This is a genomic window from Filimonas effusa, from assembly GCF_004118675.1.
Taxonomy (GTDB): Bacteria; Bacteroidota; Bacteroidia; order Chitinophagales; family Chitinophagaceae; genus Filimonas; species Filimonas effusa.
Genome location: NZ_SDHZ01000002.1, coordinates 1 through 23,558, shown reverse-complemented (window position 1 = coordinate 23,558; position 23,558 = coordinate 1). Strand labels below are relative to the sequence as shown.

At 48.5% G+C, this 23,558-nt stretch carries 15 protein-coding genes; 4 read left to right on the top strand and 11 right to left on the bottom strand.

What is annotated here, in order from left to right:
* Positions 1-24: 24 nt before the first annotated feature.
* The 10 genes from ilvC to ESB13_RS11530 form a co-directional block, all read right to left on the bottom strand.
* On the bottom strand, positions 25-1,074 hold the full coding sequence (gene ilvC / locus ESB13_RS11575; RefSeq protein ID WP_129003433.1) for a ketol-acid reductoisomerase: 1,050 nt from the start codon (positions 1,072-1,074) through the stop codon (positions 25-27).
* 149 nt (positions 1,075-1,223) lie between these two features.
* Positions 1,224-1,814, bottom strand: a complete 591-nt coding sequence (ilvN, locus tag ESB13_RS11570) for an acetolactate synthase small subunit (RefSeq protein WP_129003431.1) — start codon at positions 1,812-1,814, stop codon at positions 1,224-1,226.
* A gap of 19 nt (positions 1,815-1,833) precedes the next feature.
* A complete protein-coding gene (gene ilvB, locus ESB13_RS11565) occupies positions 1,834-3,582 on the bottom strand; it encodes a biosynthetic-type acetolactate synthase large subunit (RefSeq protein ID WP_129003429.1) in 1,749 nt (582 codons plus the stop codon).
* Positions 3,583-3,607: 25 nt separating this feature from the next.
* On the bottom strand, positions 3,608-5,320 hold the full coding sequence (gene ilvD / locus ESB13_RS11560) for a dihydroxy-acid dehydratase (RefSeq protein WP_129003428.1): 1,713 nt from the start codon (positions 5,318-5,320) through the stop codon (positions 3,608-3,610).
* A gap of 299 nt (positions 5,321-5,619) precedes the next feature.
* Entirely contained in the window at positions 5,620-6,735 is a 1,116-nt protein-coding gene (gene leuB, locus ESB13_RS11555; protein ID WP_129003426.1) for a 3-isopropylmalate dehydrogenase, read from the bottom strand.
* 50 nt (positions 6,736-6,785) lie between these two features.
* Complete coding sequence (locus ESB13_RS11550; protein ID WP_129003424.1) at positions 6,786-8,324, bottom strand: ATP-binding cassette domain-containing protein; 1,539 nt, start codon at positions 8,322-8,324, stop codon at positions 6,786-6,788.
* A gap of 17 nt (positions 8,325-8,341) precedes the next feature.
* Complete coding sequence (gene leuD / locus ESB13_RS11545; protein ID WP_129003422.1) at positions 8,342-8,935, bottom strand: 3-isopropylmalate dehydratase small subunit; 594 nt, start codon at positions 8,933-8,935, stop codon at positions 8,342-8,344.
* A 1-nt stretch (position 8,936) separates the two neighbouring features.
* A complete protein-coding gene (locus ESB13_RS11540) occupies positions 8,937-9,707 on the bottom strand; it encodes a class I SAM-dependent methyltransferase (RefSeq protein ID WP_129003420.1) in 771 nt (256 codons plus the stop codon).
* Between the two features lie 190 nt (positions 9,708-9,897).
* Entirely contained in the window at positions 9,898-11,295 is a 1,398-nt protein-coding gene (leuC, locus tag ESB13_RS11535; RefSeq protein ID WP_129003418.1) for a 3-isopropylmalate dehydratase large subunit, read from the bottom strand.
* An 18-nt stretch (positions 11,296-11,313) separates the two neighbouring features.
* A complete protein-coding gene (locus ESB13_RS11530; protein WP_129003417.1) occupies positions 11,314-12,483 on the bottom strand; it encodes a 2-isopropylmalate synthase in 1,170 nt (389 codons plus the stop codon).
* A gap of 202 nt (positions 12,484-12,685) precedes the next feature.
* Between ESB13_RS11530 and ESB13_RS11525 the strand changes: the two genes are divergently transcribed.
* Complete coding sequence (locus ESB13_RS11525) at positions 12,686-14,236, top strand: hypothetical protein (RefSeq protein WP_129003415.1); 1,551 nt, start codon at positions 12,686-12,688, stop codon at positions 14,234-14,236.
* Positions 14,237-14,674: 438 nt separating this feature from the next.
* Here ESB13_RS11525 and ESB13_RS11520 read toward each other — a convergent pair whose 3' ends face one another.
* Complete coding sequence (locus tag ESB13_RS11520) at positions 14,675-15,286, bottom strand: hypothetical protein (RefSeq protein WP_129003413.1); 612 nt, start codon at positions 15,284-15,286, stop codon at positions 14,675-14,677.
* A 337-nt stretch (positions 15,287-15,623) separates the two neighbouring features.
* Between ESB13_RS11520 and ESB13_RS11515 the strand changes: the two genes are divergently transcribed.
* The 3 genes from ESB13_RS11515 to ESB13_RS11505 form a co-directional block, all read left to right on the top strand.
* Positions 15,624-19,544, top strand: coding sequence for a DUF5977 domain-containing protein (locus tag ESB13_RS11515; RefSeq protein ID WP_129003411.1), 3,921 nt, complete (start codon positions 15,624-15,626; stop codon positions 19,542-19,544).
* 86 nt (positions 19,545-19,630) lie between these two features.
* The gene (locus ESB13_RS11510) at positions 19,631-20,146 is read left to right on the top strand and encodes a thioredoxin domain-containing protein (RefSeq protein WP_164974180.1); all 516 of its coding nucleotides are present in this window, start codon (positions 19,631-19,633) and stop codon (positions 20,144-20,146) included.
* An 11-nt stretch (positions 20,147-20,157) separates the two neighbouring features.
* Positions 20,158-23,558 (top strand): DUF6443 domain-containing protein (locus ESB13_RS11505; RefSeq protein WP_129003407.1); only part of this gene is annotated, 3,401 nt, incomplete at its 3' end.

Genomic DNA, 23,558 nt, shown 5'->3' with positions numbered 1-23,558 from the left:
AGGTTACAGCCTCTGTTGTTATTGTTATTTCTGATTTTCGGGACGAAGGCTGCGGACGGTTTTACCAGCCTGCCACATTTCGCTTTCGCGTAATTCAGCTAATTCGGCATCGAGTTTTTCGCGATAGTCGGTTTTGCTGTTGGAGTCGATAGAACGCTGAGATTCTTTACCTGTAGCTACGCTTTCGTACAGTTCTTTGAAGACAGGAGCTGTAGCGTCGCGGAATTTCTTCCACCAGTCGAGGGCGCCGCGTTGTGCAGTGGTAGAGCAGTTGGCGTACATCCAGTCCATACCGTTTTCGGCAACGAGTGGCATGAGAGACTGGGTGAGTTCTTCTACCGTTTCGTTGAAAGCTTCGGAAGGAGAGTGTCCTTTATCGCGCAATACCTGGTATTGTGCAGCGAAGATACCCTGGATAGCGCCCATGAGGGTACCGCGTTCGCCTGTAAGGTCACTGAATACTTCTTTTTTGAAATCAGTTTCGAAGAGGTAGCCGCTACCTACGGCGATGCCTAAGGCTATTACCCTTTCTTTTGCTTTACCTGTTGCGTCCTGGAAGATAGCGTAGCTGCTGTTCAAGCCACGGCCCTGCAGGAACATGCGGCGCAGTGAAGTGCCGGAACCTTTAGGCGCTACCAGGAATACGTCTACGTCTTTAGGAGGAACGATACCGGTTTGTTCGTTGAAGGTGATGCCGAAGCCATGAGAGAAGTACAGGGCTTTACCTGGGGTCAGGTGCTTTTGTACAGTAGGCCACAGTTCTATTTGTGCAGCATCGCTGAGGAGGTAGCAGATGATGGTACCTTTCTGTAATGCTTCTTCGATTTCGAATAATGTTTCACCAGGCACAAAACCGTCGGCAATTGCTTTGTCCCATGTTTTTGAATTTTTGCGTTGACCAACGATAACGTTGATGCCGTTATCGCGTTGGTTCAAAGCCTGTCCAGGGCCCTGTACGCCGTAACCAATTACAGCGATGGTTTCATTCTTTAAAACTTCCTGGGCTTTGCTAAGTGGGAACTCTTCGCGAGTTACTACGTTTTCTTCCACTCCGCCAAAATTTAATTTTGCCATTAGTTGCTTATTGTTTTGTTGTGAATATAAATTGATACCAGGTAACAGGATGGCAGATGACAAGGAGTTGGTTGTTTTTACCTGATTTTGTTGCCGGTAAACGACCCTTAAATAAATAAGCTTCTACCATTCTGTCGCCTGTTCTATTTCTACATTGTGAATACTTGTTCTCTTTTGTCGAGGAATTCGTTTTCGATCACTTCTTCGCCGGGTTCTTCTTTTTCGAACTCTTTGAGTTTGGTGTGGAAGCCGTGGCTGTCTTTGATGATGGCTACACGGGCGCTGCGAACGAATTCGATGAGGTGATAGGGTTCGAGGGCTTTGATGAGCCTTTCGATCTCTTCGCGGTGGCCTGTGGTTTCGAAGACGGTGTAGTCTTTACGGATGACTACGGCCCTTGCGCCGAATTCCCTTAGCAGTCGTTCTACTTTTACTTTTTCGGCGATGATATCTGTTGGTACTTTATACAAGCCCATTTCCTGCCATACGATCTCATCGTTGGTATTGTAGTAAGCTTTCAGTACTTCGACCTGTTTTTCGATCTGGCGGCAGAGTTTGCGTACCACTTCTTCGGTTTCATTGATGACAATGGTGAAGCGGTGGATGCCTTCGATCTCGGAGGGAGAAGTGTTGAGGCTTTCTATATTTATTTTACGGCGTGAAAACATGATGGCGATGCGGTTGATAAGGCCGATCTGGTTTTCGGTATACGCTGTTATGGTAAATTCTTGCTTTTGCATACAACTTACATTCACTTGGTTAAGAGAGACGGATTTCGGAAACACTACAACCTTGCGGCACCATTGGGAAAACGTTGTTTTCCTTACCTACCATTACTTCGAGCAGGTAGGCGCCGGGGTGATCGAGCATTGTTTTCAATGCAGCTTTCAGGTCGGCGCGCTGGTCTACGGTGCGGCCTTCGATGCCATAGCCTTTGGCTACAGTAACGTAGTTGGGGCTGGTGATGTTAACGAAGGAGTAGCGTTTGTCGTGAAACAGTTGCTGCCATTGGCGTACCATGCCGAGGAACTGGTTGTTGAGGATGAGTATTTTCACTGCTGCCCCGAACTGCATGATGGTTCCTAATTCCTGGATGGTCATTTGGATACCGCCATCGCCGATGATGGCTATTACGTGTTTATCGGGAGCGCCGTATTTGGCCCCGATGGCGGCAGGAAGGCCAAAGCCCATGGTGCCGAGTCCGCCTGAAGTAATGTTGCTTTTGCTGTTGTTGAAGTGTGCATAGCGGCAGGTCACCATTTGATGCTGGCCTACGTCGGTAACCATGATGGCTTCACCTTCGGTAAGTTCGTTGATGAATTTGAGTACTTCGCCCATGGTGAGGGTGTCGGAGGAAGGATTCAGTTCGGGTGTTATTACCTGTTCCTGTTCTTTTTTCTCCAGTTCCCTGAATTCGCTGAGCCAGCTGCTGCGGTCTTTCTTTTCTACCAGTGCGGTGAGCAAGGGTAAAGTTTCTTTACAATCGCCCCATACAGGTATGTCGGCTTTCACGTTTTTATCGATCTCGGCCGGGTCTATATCCAGGTGGATCACTTTGGCTTGTTTGGCGTATTTATCGAGGCGTCCTGTTACGCGGTCGTCGAAGCGCATACCGATTGCTATGAGTACATCGCATTCATTGGTGAGGACGTTGGGGGCATAGTTGCCGTGCATGCCCAGCATACCAACCGCCTGTGGGTGATTGGTAGGAATTGCGCCCATGCCCATGATGGTCCATGCTGCGGGCAGACCTGCTTTTTCGATGAAGGTTTTGAATTCCTGTTCTGCTTTACCGAGTACGACACCTTGTCCGAATATAACGAAAGGTTTTTGTGCTGCGTTGATAAGCGCTGCTGCTTCGGCCACGTATTCTTTACGGACGATAGGTTTGGGGCGATAGCTGCGGATATGGTTACAGGGCGTATATCCTTCGTAGTCGAATTTCTGGAGCTGTGCATTTTTGGTGATATCGATAAGAACGGGGCCGGGGCGGCCTGTACCTGCGATATAGAATGCTTTGGCCAGAACGGCGGGGATTTCGGTGGCATCGGTTACCTGGTAGTTCCATTTGGTAACGGGGGTAGTGATGTTGATGACGTCGATTTCCTGGAAGGCATCGGTGCCGAGTAGGTGGGCAAATACCTGACCTGTTATGCAAACAAGCGGTGTGCTGTCGATCAACGCATCGGCGAGGCCTGTGACGAGGTTGGTGGCGCCGGGGCCGCTGGTAGCGAATACGACGCCGGTACGGCCGGAAGCGCGTGCATATCCCTGAGCGGCGTGGATGCCTCCCTGTTCGTGGCGGACGAGGATATGTTCGAGTTTATCGGCGTAATCGTACAGGGCATCATAAATAGGCATGATAGCGCCACCGGGGTAACCGAAGATGGTGGTTACGCCTTCGGCGAGGCATGCTTCGAGCACTGCCTGGGAGCCGGAGAGCGTTTGAGTGGCTTTATCGGGTGCGGCTATTGCCGGTTCTATTGTTGTCGTCGTTGCGTTGCTCATACAACTAGTTTTATCGGTATTCAGATTATTGTTCGTCGGTTACGCAACCTGAGGCTGCGTTTTTCACTGATTTGGCATATTTAAAGAGCACGCCTTTTTCTGCTTTGAGGGCAGGTTGTTTCCAGGCTGCTTTTCTTTCGGCTATCACTTCGGGGCTTACTTTAAGGTTGATGGTATTGTTGACTGCGTCGATTTCGATGATGTCATCGTTTTGAACGAGTGCGATGTTACCGCCTTCATAAGCCTCGGGCGTGATGTGACCGACGACGAAACCGTGCGTGCCGCCGCTAAAGCGGCCGTCGGTGATGAGGGCTACGCTTTTACCCAGACCTGCACCGATGATGAGTGAGGTTGGTTTCAGCATTTCGGGCATACCGGGGCCGCCTTTAGGGCCTACATAGCGTATTACCACTACGTCTCCGGGTTTTACTTTTCCTGCCAGGATACCTGCGTTAAGTTCCTGTTCGCCATCGAAAACACGTGCCGTGCCTTCGAAGCGTTCTCCTTCTTTACCGCTGATCTTGGCTACGCTGCCTGCTTCGGCGAGGTTGCCGTAAAGGATCTGCAGGTGACCTGTTGCTTTGATAGGTTGTGATAAAGGGTAGATGATCTTTTGTGTTTCGAAGTTAAGATCGGGTACCTGGGCGAGGTTTTCGGCCAGTGTTTTACCGGTAACGGTAAGGCAGTCGCCATGCAATAAACCTTCTTTCAGCAGGTATTTCATAACGGCAGGAACGCCGCCGTGTTCATGTAAATCCTGCATCATGTATTTGCCGCTTGGTTTAAAGTCGGCCAGTACGGGAATGCGGTTGCTGATGGCCTGGAAGTCGTCTTGCGACAGATCAACATTTACGCTTTTAGCCATTGCGATGAGGTGCAATACGGCGTTGGTGCTACCTCCGAGAACCATGATGGTAACGATGGCATTTTCGAAAGCTTTGCGGGTCATGATATCGGAAGGTTTGATATCATTTGCCAGCAGCAGTTTTATGGCTTCGCCTGCTTTGGCGCATTCTTCCTGTTTTTCTTTACTTAAAGCGGGGCTTGAAGAAGAGTAGGGGAGGCTCATGCCGAGGGCTTCGATAGCTGAAGCCATTGTGTTTGCGGTGTACATGCCCCCACATGCACCGGCGCTGGGGCAGGCATGTTTAATGATGCCTTTAAAGTCTTCATCGGCAATGTTACCGGCTATTTTTTGTCCTAAAGCTTCGAAGGCAGAAACGATGTTGAGGTCCTGTCCTTTCCAGTGGCCTGGGGCGATGGTGCCACCGTAGATCATGATAGCGGGGCGGTTGAGGCGGCCCATAGCTATTACGGATCCGGGCATATTTTTATCGCAGCCTGGTATGGTGATGAGGGCATCGTAATACTGGTTACCACAAACAGCTTCGATAGAGTCGGCGATGATGTCGCGGCTAACGAGTGAATAGCGCATGCCATCGGTGCCGTTACTCATGCCATCGCTAACGCCGATGGTATTGAAGATAAGTCCGACAAGATCAGTTTCCCAAACCCCCTGCTTGACGACCTGAGCGAGACCGTTGAGGTGCATGTTACAGGGGTTACCATCGTAACCCATACTAGCGATACCCACCTGAGGTTTTGCCATATCGCCATCGGTAAGACCGATGCCGTATAACATAGCCTGTGCAGCGGGTTGCGTTTCGTCCTGGGTTAAAACACGAGAGTACTTGTTCATTACTTCGCTTCCGTTACTGTCTGTCTGTTGCTTGCTCATAACTTATTGTGCTAACCGTTATTATTGCCCTATTCCGGCGGGCATGGGCATAAAAAAAGCCCGCCTTTGTGGAGGCGGGCTTTGTATTCTTTTTTATTGAAATTATACGTTAGGACCACCTCCGTGCAGTGCAGGAATAATAATGACTATCACCACCACAATAATGACTGTGCTGCGAATGATAATATTATTGATTTTGCCTGCTAACATATTGGCGGTTTGAAATTTGATGCTTCAAATATACATACGGCCAATAACAAAACAAAGAACTTTTTTCCTTTATTTTTTATAAAGGGTTTTTAGATGATCGTAGACTTGCTAAGCCTGATATTATCTTTATAAGCTTCGGTTGGTAATTTATTTTCGATGAAATCCTTTACCAGGTCGCCGATGGCGGTGGTTGCGTAGCTATTGATAGGATCGATGTCTTTGGTCACGAACCCGTGTTGCAGCATCCATTGAACGGCATCTGTTACGAGGCGTGCTTCTTCGTTGAGGCCGAAGTGGTCGAGCATCATTGCCGCGGAGAGGATAGAGCCGATGGGGTTGGCGATATCTTTACCTGCAGCCTGGGGATAAGAGCCGTGGATAGGTTCGAAGAGGGCGACGCCGCTGCCTACGGAGGCTGAAGGAGCGAGGCCAAGTGAACCGCTCAATACGCTGGCTTCGTCGCTGATGATATCGCCAAACATATTTTCGGTAAGTATTACGTCGAACTGTTTTGGGTTGATGATGATTTGCATGGAGGCGTTGTCGACGAACATATAGTCAACTGTAACGTCGCTGTACTGTGGCGCGATCTCCTGCACTACTTTGCGCCAGAGGCGTGAGGTTTCGAGCACATTGGCTTTATCGACCAGCGTGAGTTTTTTGCGGCGTTTTTGTGCATGTTTAAATGCGAGGTGAGCGATACGTTCGATTTCAGAGGCAGTATATACGCAATCGTCGGAGGCCGTTGTTTTGTCGTCGCTCAGGTTCTTTTTACCGAAGTAGATACCGCTGGTTAATTCGCGATAGATCACGAAGTCTACACCTTCGAGGTTTTTAGCCTTGAGGGGAGACAGGTGTTGTAATGCGGGGTAAGTAGTAATAGGACGAATGTTGGCGAAGAGTTGTAATGATTTGCGCAGTTTGAGGAGGCCTTGTTCGGGGCGCACTTTTGCTGCGGGGTCGTTATCGTATTTAGGGTGGCCGATGGCGCCAAATAAGATAGCGTCGCTGGCGAGGCATGTAGACAGCGTTTCATCGGGCAGGGGGCTGCCGGTTTTATCGATTGCATCGGCACCCATGAGGGCGTAGGTGTAGGTAAACTCATGTTTGTATTGCTGGGCTATTGCGTCCAGGACTTTGATGGATTGCTGTGTTACTTCAGGTCCTATGCCATCCCCTAAGATAACTGCGATATTCTTTTTCATTCGTTTACTATTTATTATTTTTCAGGGCAGCCCTTGCGGGTGCGATTGGATTATACGATTGTTTTTTTAATGGGTTTTACGTGGTGTTTTCCTTGTTCGAGCACGAATACATGGTTTACGCAAGCGGGGATCTGATCGTTCCGGTGGCTTATGTAAATGAGTGTTCTATCTGGTTGCTGCATCCATGCATCGATGAGTGTGATGAACTGTGCTGCGTGTTCTTCGTCGACGCCCTGGAAGGGTTCATCGAGGAGGAGGAGCGGCGGGTTCTTCACGAATGCTCTTGCCAGCAGGAGTAATTGTTGCTGGCCAATAGATACATGCGCCAGTAATTTATTGGTGATGGACTGCAGTTGCAGGCAGTGAAGCCAAGCGTCGGCAGTCTTTTGTTGTTCTGCGGAGGCGGTGCGATACAAACCTGTGGTATCGAAGAACCCGGAGAGGATGACTTCGCGGCAGGTTGTGTTCTTATCGAAGTACCAGTGCAGTTCGGGCGAAACGAAGCCTATTTTCTTTTTGATATCCCAGATACTTTCACCGGAGCCGCGTTTTTTATTGAACAGGGTGATGTTGTTGGCGTATGCCTGTGGGTTATCGCCGGTGATGAGGCTTAACAGGGTAGACTTACCTGCGCCGTTGTGGCCTTGCAGGAGCCATTTTTCACCTTTGTTCACGGTCCAGCTCACCTGCTGCAATACTTTTTTATCGCCGTAGGTGATGTTGACGTTGTTTAGTTCAACGGCGGTTTGGAAGCTGCTGTTTTCGGGCGTAGCGGTGAAGGCATCGCCCAGCAGGTCGGTGTCGAAAGCGAAAGAGCTTTTTACAGGATGGTCTGCTGCGTTGAATGCGGCTACCGTGAAAATTTGCAGTTGTTGTGCCGTTAGTTTTGGTTGCGTTGGTGGGTTTGACTGAGCAGCTGGTTTTGGTTGCGGCGTTTTGTTGAGCACTGCTACGTGCGTGATACAGGCCGGGATCTCCTTTGTGTCGCTGATGATGATGAGCTGGGTGCCTTGTTGTGTGAGGTTGCCCAGGGTTTCGTTCAGCTGTTTGCGGGAGGCGATGTCGAGGCCTATATATGGATTATCGAGGACCAGGAGCTGCGGTGCTGCCAGGATGGCTTTTACCAGTTGCAGTTTTTTTTGTTCACCACTGGAGAGTAATAATAAAGAGGCACCGGCTCTATGGCCGATGCCTAATTGTTCCAGTAGTGTGTTGATAGCTTCTGCCGCTGCCTGCGGGAAATCGGCCTTTATATCTTCAGTTACGGTGCGTGCATCATCGGCATCGCTGCTGTTGTAGCGTTGCTGATAGTAGAAGTCGCTGATGCCTGCGTGGTTGGTGAAGTGATGCCATTGTGGTACATACCAGAAGGGCATCTGGCCTGATGTTGCATTATAATTCACAGACAGGCTGCCTGTATAAAAAGTTTGGCCACCCAATAACTTCGCCAGTGTTGATTTTCCGGAACCGGCTTCGCCTGTGAGCAGCCAGTGTTCTCCTTTATTGATGGTAAAGTTCAGCTGGTTCAAGATCACCTGTTGCTGGTGCTTTACCTGTATTTGTTGTGCTATGATAAAAGGAGAAGACATGTTATGGCAATAATTTTTTAGCGTGCTGCTTCGTAGGCTTCGATTTCGGATCTCATGTTCAACAGGTAGTCGATATCGTCGAAGCCGTTGAGGATACAGTCTTTTTTATAGCTATTGATGTCGAAGCCTTCTGATTCGCCTGTGGCTTTGATCGTGATGGTTTGCTCCGGCAGGTTCACTTCGATGATGGTGTTGGCATCGGCTTCAATTGCTTTGAAGATCTTTTGCAGGAAGGGTTCCGAGACGGTAACGGGCAACAGGAAGTTGTTCTGTGCGTTGTTTTTGAAGATATCGGCGAAGAAGCTGCTTACTACTACGTCGAAGCCTGCGTCTTTGATGGCCCATGCTGCGTGTTCGCGGCTGGAACCGCAGCCGAAGTTTTTAGCGGCTACGAGTATTTTGCCTTTGTAAACGGGGTTGTTGAGGATGAAATCTGCTTTGGGCTGGTTTTCGTCGTCATTTTCATAACGCCAGTCGCGGAAGAGATTTTTACCAAATCCGTCCCTGCTGGTAGCTTTAAGGAAACGTGCGGGGATGATTTGATCGGTATCGATATTTTCAATATTCAATGGTACTGCTGATGTAGCAACGATATCTATTTTCTTGCTCATACTAATTTCTTTCTGGTTTAATGGCTTTCACCCTAAGGCGAACATAATCGGCGTGCCATGCGCCTTCGTTACAGAACTGTGGTTTGAGCAGTTCAACTGCCTGTTTGGTAACGGCTGTTGCCTGTTCCGGGGTGATGTGTTTGAAGAAGAAGCTGCCGAACATATTGATCCAGTCTTCCATGCCTGTTTCGCCGGTGAGGGGAGTAGGGCGGTCGAAATGGGCGGCAGACAGTATTCTGAAGCCTGTGGCTTCGAGCAGGCTGGTGTATTCGCCCAGGGAGGGGAAGTACCAGAAGTCGGCTGCTATTTTATTTTCGAGGCCCTGCAGTTTCATGGCTTCGCGGATGGCCTGGCCGATATGATGCACGTTGCCTTTGCCTCCCATTTCCAGGACCAGGCGTCCGCCGGGTTTGAGGTTACGGAAGATAGCGGCTGCGGCCAGTTCTTTTTCGTTTACCCAATGCAGGGTGGCGTTGGAGAAGATGGCGTCGAACGGTTCGGAGAACTGAAAGGTTGTGGCGTCTGCGACATCGAAGGTGAGGGCGGGATAAGTAGCTTTTGCTTTTGCGATCATTTCGGGCGACTTATCGATACCTATGATGGAAGCGCCGCGGGTGGCGATGTCGTTGGCGAGCTGGCCTGTACCGCATCCGAGGTCGAGAATACGTTCTCCGGGTAACGGGTTGAGCCAGCCTACCACGTCTTCGCCGTAGGCAGAAACAAAGCTGTGTTTGTTATCGTAGAGGGCTGCGTTCCATTTAATGTCGGGCATAGTTACTGTTTAAACCGGTTCTCTTACTTTTTATTGTTATGATCTGACTGGTGCGTTTACCTGGATCAATGTTGTTATTAACGTTGTAACTTATTAATGTATTTGCCTAATTCTGTTACTAACGTTTATGATCTGGCTGCTGCATTCCCTTAAATCAATGTCCTTTCTAACGTTGGGGCGTCGTTGATCGTTAAATCAATTCCCGCACATCGCTTATTACGCCTGTAACTGCTGCTGCAGCTGCTGTGAGCGGACTGGCGAGCAGTGTTCTTGCACCTGCCCCCTGACGGCCTTCGAAGTTGCGGTTGGAGGTGGAGATACAATATTTACCGGCGGGTATTTTGTCTTCGTTCATGCCGAGGCAGGCGGAGCATCCGGGCTGGCGGAGCTGGAAGCCTGCTTCACTGAAGATTTTATCGATACCTTCTTCGATGGCTTGTTTTTCGACCTGTTTACTTCCCGGGACGATCCATACTTCTACGTCGGAGGCTTTCTTTTTGCCTTTCACGAAGGAGGCTACCATGCGGAGGTCTTCGATACGGCTGTTGGTACAGCTGCCGATGAAAACGTAATCGACCTTTTTGCCTTTGATATTACTGCCGGGTTCGAGGCCCATGTAGTGCAGTGATTTCTGGAAGGAAGGTTTTTCGTTTTCTTCTATTTCGCTGAGCGCGGGAACATGACCATTGACGCCAATGCCCATACCGGGGTTGGTGCCGTAGGTGATCATGGGCTCGATGTCTTCGGCCTTGATGTTGACTTCGGTATCGAATGCAGCATCTGCATCGGTGAAGAGGGTACGCCAGTAAGCAACGGCGTTATCCCAGTCTTGTCCTTTGGGAGCGAAGAGGCGGCCTTTCATGTAATCGAAAGTGATGTCGTCGGGAGCGATCATGCCGCCGCGTGCGCCCATTTCGATGCTCATGTTACAGATGGTCATACGGGCTTCCATGCTGAGGGAGCGGATGGCGGAGCCTGCGAATTCGACGAAGTAACCTGTAGCGCCGGAGGCAGATATCAGGGAAATAATATAAAGAATGATGTCTTTAGAAACGACGCCTTTGTTCAAAGTGCCTTCTACATTGATGCGCATGAGTTTGGGACGGCTTTGCATAAGGCATTGTGTTGCCATTACCATTTCTACTTCGCTGGTACCGATACCAAAAGCGATGGTGCCGAATGCGCCGTGTGTAGAAGTGTGGCTATCGCCACAAACCATGGTCATGCCAGGTTGCGTAACACCCAGTTCGGGTCCGATCACGTGAACGATGCCTTGGTAGGGATGGCCTAAGCCGTATAATTCGATTCCGAATTTTTCGCAATTGTCTTTCAGCGCCTGCACCTGTTTGCGGGAGAGTTCTTCTTTAATGGGCAGGTGCTGATCGAGTGTAGGAACGTTATGATCTGCTGTTGCTACGATCTGTTTGGGGCGGAATACCTGCAGTCCCCTTTTTTCCAATCCCTGGAAAGCCTGTGGGCTGGTCACTTCATGAATAAAGTGCCTGTCGATATACAGTACTGAGGGGCCTCCTTCAATCTGTTTGACCACGTGCTTTTCCCAAATCTTATCAAATAAAGTCTTAGCCATATCTTGTGTAGGTAAATATTAGTTTGCTACTGCTACTGAAGCGTATTGTTTTGCGAGTATTTGCAGGTCGGCGTCTTCCACTTCTTTTTTAGTGTCGGCGACCTGGAGGAAGCGTTCGTATAATACGTCGACGTCATTCCTGTTGAATTCGAAGCCCAGTTTCTGGAAGCGGTGCGCGAGTGCGCTGCGTCCGCTGCGAGCGGTGAGGACGATTTTAGATCCACCGGCGCCTACTTCTTCGGGGGTAATGATCTCGTAGGTGAGTGATTCTTTCAGGAAACCATCCTGGTGGATGCCTGAGGAGTGCGCAAAAGCGTTGGAGCCAACGATGGCCTTATTGGGTTGCACGGGTACGCGCATGGTATCGGCTACGAGTTGGCTAACGGGGTTAAGCAGTTCCGTTTTGACGTTGGTATACAAGCCCAGGGAGCTGTGCTGTTTGATGACCATTACTACTTCTTCGAGGGAAGTATTACCGGCTCTTTCACCGATGCCATTGATGGTACATTCGATCTGGCGGGCGCCTGCGATGGCACCTGCTATGGAGTTGGCGGTAGCCAGTCCGAGGTCGTTATGGCAATGGCAGGAGATGATGGCCTTATCTATGTTTGGTACGTTATTATATAAGTAAGCTATTTTTTCGCCGTACTGGTGTGGGAGGCAATAGCCGGTGGTATCGGGGATATTGACTACGGTAGCGCCTGCTGCGATGACCGTTTCGACGAGTTTAGCGAGGAAGGCGTTATCGGCGCGGCCTGCGTCTTCGGCGAAGAATTCGACATCGGGGGCGAGGTTACGCGCCCATTTGGTAGCCTGTGCGGCGCGCTCGAGGATGTTTTCGCGGGTGGTATTGAACTTGTGTTTGATATGTATATCAGAGGAGCCGATACCGGTATGGATACGCGGGTGCGCTGCATATTTAAGTGCTTCGGCAGCCACTTCGATATCTTTCTGGACGGCGCGGGTGAGGCCGCATACGGTGGCGTTTTTGATGACCTTGGAGATCTCCTGAACGGAGGCGAAGTCGCCTGGTGAGGAGATGGGGAAACCTGCTTCAATAATGTCTACGCCCAGTTGTTCCAGTTGCAGCGCCAATTCCAGTTTTTCCTTTGTGTTCAGCTTACAGCCGGGCACTTGTTCACCATCACGCAACGTGGTATCGAAAATGTAGATTTTTTGATCTGTCATAGCTAATTATTGTTAAAGAAAGATTGTCTGTCTTTATATTTGGTTCTGCCTTCCGAAATTTGTTGTTTACAGATTAGTTTTCGAAAATATCCTTAGTTTCCTGGCCTATCAAACCAAAATATGGCTGGTTCTACGGAGGATAAGCGGGTAGAAAATACCTGAAACCCTTACTGGTAAAGGATTCTTTAAAAAAGCAATTACGATGTCTAACAGGTCAACGGACGAACTGTTTCAGTTGGTGAAATCGCTTGAAAAGGCAGAAAAGCGGAATTTCAAGCTATTTGTGAAGCGAAATGCGGGTGGAACGGAGGAATTGAAGGTGGTGACCTTATTTGATGCCCTGGATAGTATGAGCCAATATGATGAGGCGCAACTGTTACTGAAATCCCCTGAGCTAAAGAAGCAGCAGCTTTCGAATATGAAGGCGCATTTGTACAAGCAGATATTAACGAGCCTTCGTTTCAGCAAAGATGAGCATGTGGAGATGCAGCTGAACGAGCAGATGAGCTATGCGCGGATATTATATAATAAGGGGTTGTACCATCAAAGCCTGAAGTTGCTGGAGAAGATAAAGCAGCTGGCGGTGCAGAACAGCCAGGTAACCTTTGAGATGCAGGCGCTTATTTTCGAGAAAAAGATTGAAATGCTGCATATCACGCGCAGTATGGAGAACCGTGCGAGCCAGTTATCGCTTGAAGTTGAGAGCGCGAATACCCATTTAACACTTATTAATAAATTATCTAATCTTTCTCTTCAGTTATATAGCTGGTATATAAAGATGGGGCATGCCCGGGATGAAAAGGATGTAGGTGCGGTGAAGATGTTCTTTGAGATGCATTTGCCGGCATACCAGTTAGCGGATATGCAGTTTTATGAGCGGATGTATTTGTACCAGTCGTACGCCTGGTATAGCTTTATTTTACAGGATCTGCTGGCGTATTACCGTTATACGCAGAAGTGGGTGGACTTGTTTGAGAAGCAGCCTGCGATGAAGGGGATAGAGACGGGGCAATATATAAAGGGGCTGCATAATTTGCTGAGCGCTCATTTCTCTTTAGAGAATTATGAGGGTTTTAATAAGGCGCTGGCCTTGTTTGAGGCATTTGGGGCTTCGGAAGCGGGGAGCAGTAACGCCAATGTTCGTATACAAACTTTTTTGTATTTAAATACGGCACGGATCAACCGTCATTTCCTGGAGGGCACTTTCAGCGAGGGGTTATCGCTGGTGCCTGCGCTGGAGGAGAAGCTGGAGGAGTACCGGATACATATTGACCGGCACCGGGTGCTGGTGTTCTATTATAAGATTGCCTGTCTTTATTTTGGCAGTGGCGATAATGAGCGGGCGATAGATTACCTGAACCAGATCATCAATTGGAAGATGGACCTGCGGACGGATTTGCAGTGTTATGCGCGGTTATTACACCTGATCGCTCATTTTGAGTTGGGGAACTGGGATATCCTGGAGTATTTGATCAAGTCGGTTTACCGGTTTATGGCGAATATGAAGAACCTGAGTGTGGTGGAGGAGGAGGTGTTCAAGTTTTTGCGGAAGTCGTTTTCGCTGGCGCCGAATAAGGTGATACCTGCTTTCAAGGCGTTGAAGGAGAAGCTGGAGCGGTATAAGGGGCGGCCATTGGAGGCGCGATCTTATATGTATTTGGATTTGATATCGTGGCTGGAGAGCAAGATACAGGGGGTGCCTGTGCAGCAGGTGCGGCGGGGGCTGTATTTGCAAAGGAGGTGCAGGCATTAGAGTAGGGGCAGAGGATTTTTGGGGATTGGGATTTTAGAGAGGGGGGAGATGTTGAGGTATGTGGGGAGAGAGCTTGGGGGATGTGAGGAGAGGTTGAAGGAAGCTCTTTCGTATAGTGTGGGTATAGGTTTAAAGCGTATTTCTTCGTAGATGGGAAGAGGTGCTGAAGGGGATGTGAAGATGTGTGGCGGGAGGCTGATTTTTGCGGGGATAGGGTGGTGATGCGGCGGTGTAAGGTGGTGGTGAGGTGGTGTAAGGTGGTGGTGAGGTGGTGGTGAGGTGGTGGTGAGGTGGTGTAAGGTGGTGTAAGGTGGTGTAAGGTGGTGTAAGGTGGTAGTGAGGCGGTGCTGAGGCGGTGTAAGGTGGTGGTTAATGCGAAAAATGATCTTTGGGGGCAGATATGGGCAAAGGAATGCCCTGGTCATCTTCCGGCCTTTGTTAAGCTGCGATACTATCGAGGCTATTGGGGAAGAGCGGCAGCTGCGCACTTCCTGCCCTGGTTCGTCGGCGCTGTGATTTTAAGCGGACGGTATTGGGCCAGAGGCTATGTGGCGATGGCAATACTTTTATAGATGGCGGCGTATGTTTAAATGGCATCGTATGTTTTACGCGCCAGTATTTTTCAACTGATTTTATTGTAACCGGATGCGATGTGCTTCCGGTTTCTTTTTTGGCGGGCTGCTTTGGCTTTTGTTGGGCCAGGGTATCTGCCATTTTGCGCAGGCGGATGACTGCCAGTGCCAGGGTTTGCTCAATAGCAGGTATGGGGGTTTGCTTCGCCAAGAGCTTTTTGGCCAGTCCTACGAGCTGGCGATAGAGGCTGAATATGCGGATGTTTTCCGGGAGGGCTTTGTAGAATGGAGCGGCAATGACGGCGGCTGCTTTCAGTTCTGCGGCGCTTTTGCGGCTGCCTGCGAAGGCGGGATCGTTGCGCCAGCGTTCGGCGGTGAGGTTGCTTTTGCAACGGGCAAGGCCTACCCCGCATCTCTTGTAAAGAGAGACGATTCCGAGTGTTTTTTCGAAAATGAATGGGCCGCCTTGTTTTGCCATTTGCGGTGATTTTGTTGCAAGTAATATAGGGATAATGGGAGGTGATAACAATGACAAAAGTCATGTTTCGGTGTGGTGTGCAAAAGTTGCTGATTTTATAGTTTTAAGGAGCCATACCCCCCATATTGGTTAAAAACTAATTTTTTAACCTTACTATTGCGGCAGCGATCCCTAAACGCCTGATATGGATTCAACCTATTTGCACTATTGCCTGCCCGGCATCTTCAAGATGCGACCTAATGCTGGTTATTATTTACAGCGTTCAAATTTGTTTCATCCTGGTTAACAAGTAATGCTTTCCGGGTAATCCCTGATTTTCAACCTATACCCAATTATCATGTATTTATCTCTAAATATGCGTTTCATACGTAAGAATGCGTTGGCATATGCGATGCTTTATGCGCTGACCTTGTTTTTTACAGCTGCCTTTGGACAGGAAACTTATAGTTTGCCTAAAGTTATCAATCCTTCTCCCCAGTCGATGGCATTTACCCGGTATGGTGATTACCCGATGGCGGCTTATACCGGACTGACGGATATTTCGGTTCCACTTCATAATATCTCCGGCAGGAAACTTTCGTTGCCGATGAGCATTAGTTTTCATGCTTCGGGCAGAATGGCGAATGAAATTAACGGGGTATTGGGGATCCGGTGGACGTTTAATTGTGGCGGCCTGGTAACGCGTACGATGAAGGGAAATCCTGATGAATGGAACTATCTTACCCCTTACACTGTGAACCCGAATCATGAGCCCTCTTTTGATGAGTTGTACAGTGCCTGTACAGATGGAAAAATATCGAACGGTTACACAAAGCCATATTATGATAGTGAGCTGGATATTTTCAGTTATGCCCTGCCTAATGGCAAACAAGGTCATTTTGTTTTGAAAAATGAAAATGGCGTAAAAGTGCCCATGTTCATGCCTTATACGCCGATGAAAATAAGCATGGCGAAAGCTGCCACTGATAAGGGCTATTTTGAGCGTATAGAGATAACAGACGTGGATGGTACTAAATATTTTTTTGGAAAAATATCAGCGGCAACAGCAAATGCAATTGAGACGCTTCCTGAATGGGATATAAGCGACGGGAAGCTGGGGGAGGTGCCTACAGCCTGGTATTTAACAAAAGTTGTGTCGAATGATGGAACGGATGAGCTATTGCTTACTTATAATACGCGGTATGAGATGCAAGTATCAGCGTCACAACATGCTACCATATACGACAGGCGCAGGAATAGTTCTACTTTGTATATCTGGGATGATTGTGAGTTGGATGCATACGAGTGTGGTTTATTGAACCGGTTTGGTCCTTCCTACTATTGGCAGCAATCGGCGGACCGTGAAGCCCAGACATCGGCGATTAATAAAATAGTACCTATACTGTCGGGTGTTCAGTTTGAAGGGGGGAGTGTTGCATTGAATTATAGTAATGATTTATTGAGTGATATTGTTTTCAAAAGGGAGGCGGTACCCTATAAAAAAATAAAATTTGATCTATCGAAGAATACTACGGGAGATCCCCTTTATCACCTTGATCGCATGGCTTTTTACGGAGAAGATCAGAATACCGTTAGTGAGAAATACGGATTTAGTTATTATGAGGGAGGTAATAACGAGGCGGCACCGGAGAGCAGGAAAGACTGGTGGGGAAACTACAGCCGATTTGTTTTTAACCTGCTGCCTTATCAGCCGGCACAGCCTGTAACTTACCTTATGAATGGTGGCGGGTACAAGGATGTTGGTTTGCCTTTTGTAGAAAGAAACCCGCAGCTAGCCAGTAAAATAACGGGGATGATAAAAACGATTACTTACCCCACAGGCGGGAATACTGAATTTGTGTATGAAGATAACAGGTATAATGGTGGAGATGCAGCTGGTATAAGAATTTCGGAGATCATTTCCCGCCCGGTATTAGGAAAGGAGATTCATAAAACATACAAATACGGTATCAATGAAAACGGGTATGGAACTATCAATGAGCATTTAAGGCCGGGATCCACTTCCCGCGCAGCGCTGTCGATTCTGGAAAGTAATGCCATGCATTTCTGGCGTTATTATACAGATCTGGGAGCCACATTTCCGATAGCCTGGCCTCATGATGTACAGATGGGATTTCGTATGCGGGAATATCTTTCTGACCCTTATATTAGTTTTGATTTACAAGGCAGCCAGATTAAATATGATGCTGTAGCGGAGTATGTAAGCGAGTATGTTGCAGGATATGGGTATGTAAATCATAAAACAGCCAGCTCCTATAGCTGGGGTGATAATCCGCAGTTGTCAGATTTCATTGTTCGCGATCGTGATGAACCTATCACTTACCCGAGGAAATTTTCTGATCCGCAGAATGAATGCTACAAGCCTGTGATGACGGGAAAATCCCTATATAAATATGCAAACAACCAGTATGAACTGGTAAAGCGAGAAAGCTATGTATATGATTATTTGCTGAAGGAAGAAGCATGGGATATGCCTACCTACGCCCATACCAGCGTTGTGTATACAAGACAGGAGCCTAACACTGACTTAGATTTAGATGCCTACTATAATACGGCAAAGGATTATCATAACAGCAGTTGCAGTGTTTATGGATACGGATATCGAAAATATCGTTCTGGCAGCCAAGTGCTCACCAGCAAAACGGTTGAAGATTTTACGCCTGCCGGAACTGTTGTTACGCAATACGACATGGGTTTTGAGACCACTGATCACTTTCTGCGTACTGAGCAGGTGCAAAACGGCAAGAATGAAGTTGTAAAAACTACCTACAGTTATCCCAAAGATTTTGCAACTATTTCTCCTTACAGCGACATGGTGAGCCGTAATATTCTTAGTCCTGTTATAGAGCTGGTGCATGAGAACATTACTTTACACAAAGAGCTGGGAAGGGGCAGAACCAATTATAACCTTTGGCAAAACAATACTATCATACAGCCCGGTACCATTCAGAAATCGATCGCGGGCAATGCGTTGGAAACTGAGGCTACCATTAATGCGTATGATGATAAGGGGAATATACTGCAGGTTACCGGAAGGGATGGTTTGATCACTACCTATATATGGGGTTATAACCAGAAATATCCTGTTGCTAAAATTGTGGGTAAGGCCTATGCTGATGTAGTAGCGCAAAGCGGCATTAGTTTACCGGTTCTTAACAATAGTGCATCCACCGATGCGGTGATGCGAACAGAGCTTCAGAAGCTGCGGACATTGTCGAATTGTTTTGTGAATACCTATACTTATAAGCCGTTGACAGGTGTTACCAGTGAAACCGACCCCGGTGGCAGGATCACTTATTACGAGTATGATTTGTTTGGCAGGCTTTCTATTGTAAGAGATAAGGAAAATAATATTCTTAAAAAGTATACATACGACTACCTTGGCGAATGTACCAACTGCGGGCCTGTAGCGGGTGCCAACTGGCAGCCTACCGGCGCCAGGCGGGTTAAACCTTGTGAACTGAATATTGCCTATAACAGCAGAATGGGGCAGCAAGAAGAAAAGGATGTGAATCCGAACAGCTCGACTTATAACCAAATCCGCTGGGTGGATTACTATATTGGCTTTGGCGATCCGCTCTATGATCCGTTGGTACAGGATATGCAGGAGCAGTATTGGGTGAATACGTCGACACCGCCCAGGTGTGTACAGATTAGCGGGCAGAATACGGGAGAACAGGAGCAGGAACAGGTGTATGGTGATCCTAATCCTTGTAGTTTATATTACCACAGCGTTCGCTGGAAGAACCTGGGTATGAATACCAATGCCTGTCCTTTGCCGGCATTTTTTACCAGTGGTGATGCCAGTGGTACTTATTACTCTTCTGTTTGTGTTTCTCCTGCGCAGCCTACACCGATTTATGTGTCTGTGCCTGCGGGGCAGTTCACTTCTACCATTTCGCTTGCGGACGCTAATGCGCAGGCTGCGCATTATGCCCAGACTTATGCTGATGCGCATGGTGGTTGCGTAGTTCCGCCCATTAACTTCACTTTTATCAATAATGCCGGTGGTGGTTTTACCATAGAACTAACCAACACCACTACTTTACAGCAATACACGCTGCATTCGGTAAACGGCGCTAACGCGGTGTTACAAAACCTGCCGCAGGGTAATTACAATATCTATATCATGCCATCGAGCAATGACTGGAGATCGTACGAGATCGGGTGTAATTATTTTACAGAAACGCAAGGCGAGATATGGGTAGATGATATTCCTCTTACCAGCAGTTGCAATACTATAACCGTCAATTACTAATTTTTATGCATAAACTATATAAACTTCAACGAGTCTTTTTACCATACATCATTGCGGTGTTTTGCCTGTTGGCTACCTGTTCTGTTATGGGGCAGGGGCTGTACGATCATAGCTTCAGGGATATCAATAACAAAGAAGTGCGCCTGGGAGATTTTGCCGGCAAGAAGATCCTTTTTATGATTCTGCCTGTGAACCCGGCTGATTCGCTTATAGTACAACTGAAGGGCTTTGTGGCCGCTTATGGTAACCGGGTACAAGTTATTGGCGTGCTTTCGCAGGAGGATGGTGCTTCGCAGGCTACCAAAGCTGCGATAAATGCGCGTTACGGGAACACAGGGATACTGTTAACTGATGTGCTGTATTCCAGGAAAGGCGGGGGGCAGTCGCCTGTCATGAAATGGCTGACCAGCAAAGAGGAGAACGGACATTTTGATATGGACGTGAAAGGCTCCGGTCATAAATTTTTTATAAACGGGCAAGGGAAGCTTTATGCTGTGCTTGGATCTAATTCATCATTGTTGTCGCCTTTTGTTCAGAAGGTGATGAACGCTTCGGAAAGCGGTGTGCAGCCTGTTCCTGTTAAAGACTCCCTTAAATCCTAAACAGCATTACGATGAAAACCCAATCAACCCTTACCATACTCTTAAAATTAGCGGTGGCACTGGTACCGGTTTTGTGGTCAACCACATTATGTGCGCAGGTGACGCCTTCTACGGGCGGCGTGCCTGCCGCGGTTACGGTTACTGCTACACCTGCCGGCTACTATACAGATTACCCGGTTAATTATGTGCGCAGTTTTACGCCTGTGCAGCCTATAGCCAGTGAGTTGACCGTGTTGTCGGCGGGGTACACGCAGGTGCAGCAGCAAACACAATATGTTGACGGGCTAGGCCGGCCTTTGCAAACTGTTACGAGGCGGGGCGGCGGCGGCGCTGCTGCGCCGGATGTTGTGAAGCCGGTGTTGTACGATGCTTTTGGACGCGAGGCTTACCAATATCTTCCTTATGCCGGTGGTACCAACGGGGCATTCAAGACAGATCCTTTTAACCAGCAGGCTGCGTTTTACGGTGCCTATGCTGCTGCGCAACCTGCACTGGCGGGCGAGCTGGTGCTTTATTCCAAAACAGAATTTGAGGCTTCGCCATTGAACAGGCCGGTTAAAACGATGGCGCCAGGTAATAGCTGGGGCGGAAGGGGTATTGGCGTTGGCATCAGTTATGAAGCGAATACGGGCGGTGAAGTGCGTAGCTGGGATATTGGCGCCGGTGAAGCAGCCATTCCCACATCGGCAGGTTACTATGGCGCTGCCACCTTATACCGGACCGTTACGACCGACGAAAATGGAAAACGGGTGGTTGAGTATAAAGACAGGGAGGGGCGGGTTGTATTAAAAAAAGTAGAAATAAAACATGACGGCGCTGCGGCTATTACGGCACATGAAGGCTGGCTTTGTACGTATTACATTTATGATGATCTTGGCCAGCTTCGTTTTGTAGTTCCGCCGCTGGGTGTGGAAGCGTTGTTGCAGCCTTCCGTTAACTGGAGCATTAGTGCGGCTGGTATAACCGACGAGCTTTGTTTCCGGTATGCTTATGACTACCGTAACCGGATGTATGCTAAAAAGGTTCCTGGCGCCGACTGGGTGTATATGGTATATGATCTGCGCGACCGGCTTGTGTTTACGCAGGACGGTACTATGCGTAAAAAGGATTGGTGGTTAGGTACGCTTTACGATGCTTTCAACAGGCCTGTTCAGACAGGTATGCTGACCTTAGCTATTACCCGTGCCGACTTACAGACTTATGTTAATGTGCAGCCTGACCAGGTACAGGCTGCATCCCAGACCGGCACCCGTGCAGGTACGCCAGCAGATCTATATGTTTCGGAACATGATGGACGGGCTGTGTATAAGGCTACCAACAGCATTGTGTTTGAAGGAGCGTTAACGGGCAGTGGAGAATTTGAAACAGAAATTGTAGCTGCAGATGGTGTTGCGTTTACGAGCAGTCAAGATGTGAGCATGAACCCAGTGCCTCCGGGAGGGACGTTCATTCCCCTGACGTTTACTTATTATGACGGGTATGGATGGACTAACAAGGCTTATACTTCTGCTTATAATAACAAGCTGGGCCAGGGGAATAATGTTTATGGAGAGCCGTTGCCGTCTGCCGCAAGCAGCATGGTTAGTGCGCTGGTAACCGGGACCAGGGTGCGTGTGATTGAAGATGCCAATGATTTAAGCAAAGGCGCCTGGCTGGAATCTGTGAATTATTATGATGACAAAGGGCGTGTGATACAGGTACAAGCAGACAACTACAAAGGAGGCGCTGATATTACGATAGCCCGCCATGATTTTGGCGGGAAGAATATCAGTACTTACCAGGTTCATAATAATCCATCGGGTAATACCATCAACAGCCGGGTGTACACGGAGCTGGATTATGATCATGCCGGCCGGCTGCTTGAGATACGTAAAACGCTGAATGATGATGCTGCTACTACCCGTATTATTGCCCATAACAGTTATGACGAGTTAGGTCAATTGAAAACGAAACAACTGGGGCAGCAAACTGATGCGGTCAATATGCCAGCATCTGGTTTTCTTGAAACACAGGATTATGCTTATAATATTCGTGGCTGGCTGAAGGGATTAAACTGGAAAGGCTATGAAAGCGCCGCCAGTGCTGTTACAAAGCCGATAGATAATCGCTGGTTTGCTATGGACTTAAGCTATGACTGGGGATACTCGAAGAACCAGTTGAATGGTAACATTGCCGGAATGCGCTGGCAAACCGCCGGCGACCAGCAGGAGCGTAGCTATGGGTATGATTATGACGCTGCCAATCGCTTGTTGTCCGCTGATTTCAGGCAACGTAATGGTGCTAACTGGAACAATGATCTTGGTGGGGGACGGACAATTGACTTTAGCATGAAGATGGGCGGTAACGGCCGGAACGACGGAACGGCCTATGATGCGAATGGGAATATCAGGCGAATGCAGCAATGGGGGCTTCAGACCGGCGGCAGCAGTAACCAGATAGATAACCTGGTGTACGGGTACTATGGCAATAGTAATAAACTAAGCCATGTAACAGACTCCATTACTGCAGCCCAGCAACTGGGCGACTTTACGGATAAAAATACCAATGGGGATGACTATGGTTATGATGTGAATGGTAACCTGCTAACTGATAAGAATAAAGGTATTACTGGTAGCACGGGGTTGGACCTGGCTTCCGGTGGAGCCATCAGTTATAATTATTTAAACCTGCCCTGGCAGATTAAGGTGAAAGGAGATAACGGCCAGGACAAAGGTGTTATCACCTATGTTTACGATGCGGCGGGTAACAAGCTGGAGAAGCGTGTGGAAGAATACGCTACTCCGGCTAATAATAACGAGGCCAGGCATCATTACACAACCTATCTGGGCAGCTATGTTTATGAGAGCAATGTGCTTAAGTTCCTGGGTCATGAAGAAGGCAGGACGAGAGTGAAACGTGCTGCCGGCGGTGCGGTTAGCGGGTATGCTTATGATTATTTCCTAAAGGATCACCTGGGTAATACGCGTATGGTGTTAACAGATGAGCATCAGACGGATGCTTATCCTGTAGCTTCGCTGGAAGACGCTACCCTTGCCAATGAGCGGCTGTATTATGCTATTCCCGATGGAGGGAGGGTGAACAAAAACACAGTGCCTGGTTATCCTGCTGATGGTTATACGAGTCCTAATGACTGGACCCAGCGGTTAAATGGTAACGGGCAAAGAATTGGCACCGGAATGGTTTTGAAGGTAATGTCGGGGGATAAGGTGAATATCCGTGCAAACAGCTGGTACCGGCTGAATGGTGCGAACCCGGGTTCGCCGGTTGGGTTGCAGGTGGCAGATTTGCTCGGATCATTGGTTGGAGGCATTGCGGGGGCTGGCAGTGGCAGTCATGCTGCGGCACAGTTGCAGGGCAATGGTAATCTTTCTTCGGGTGTGGGCAGGTTTTTGGCGGAGTCTGGTAGTAATTA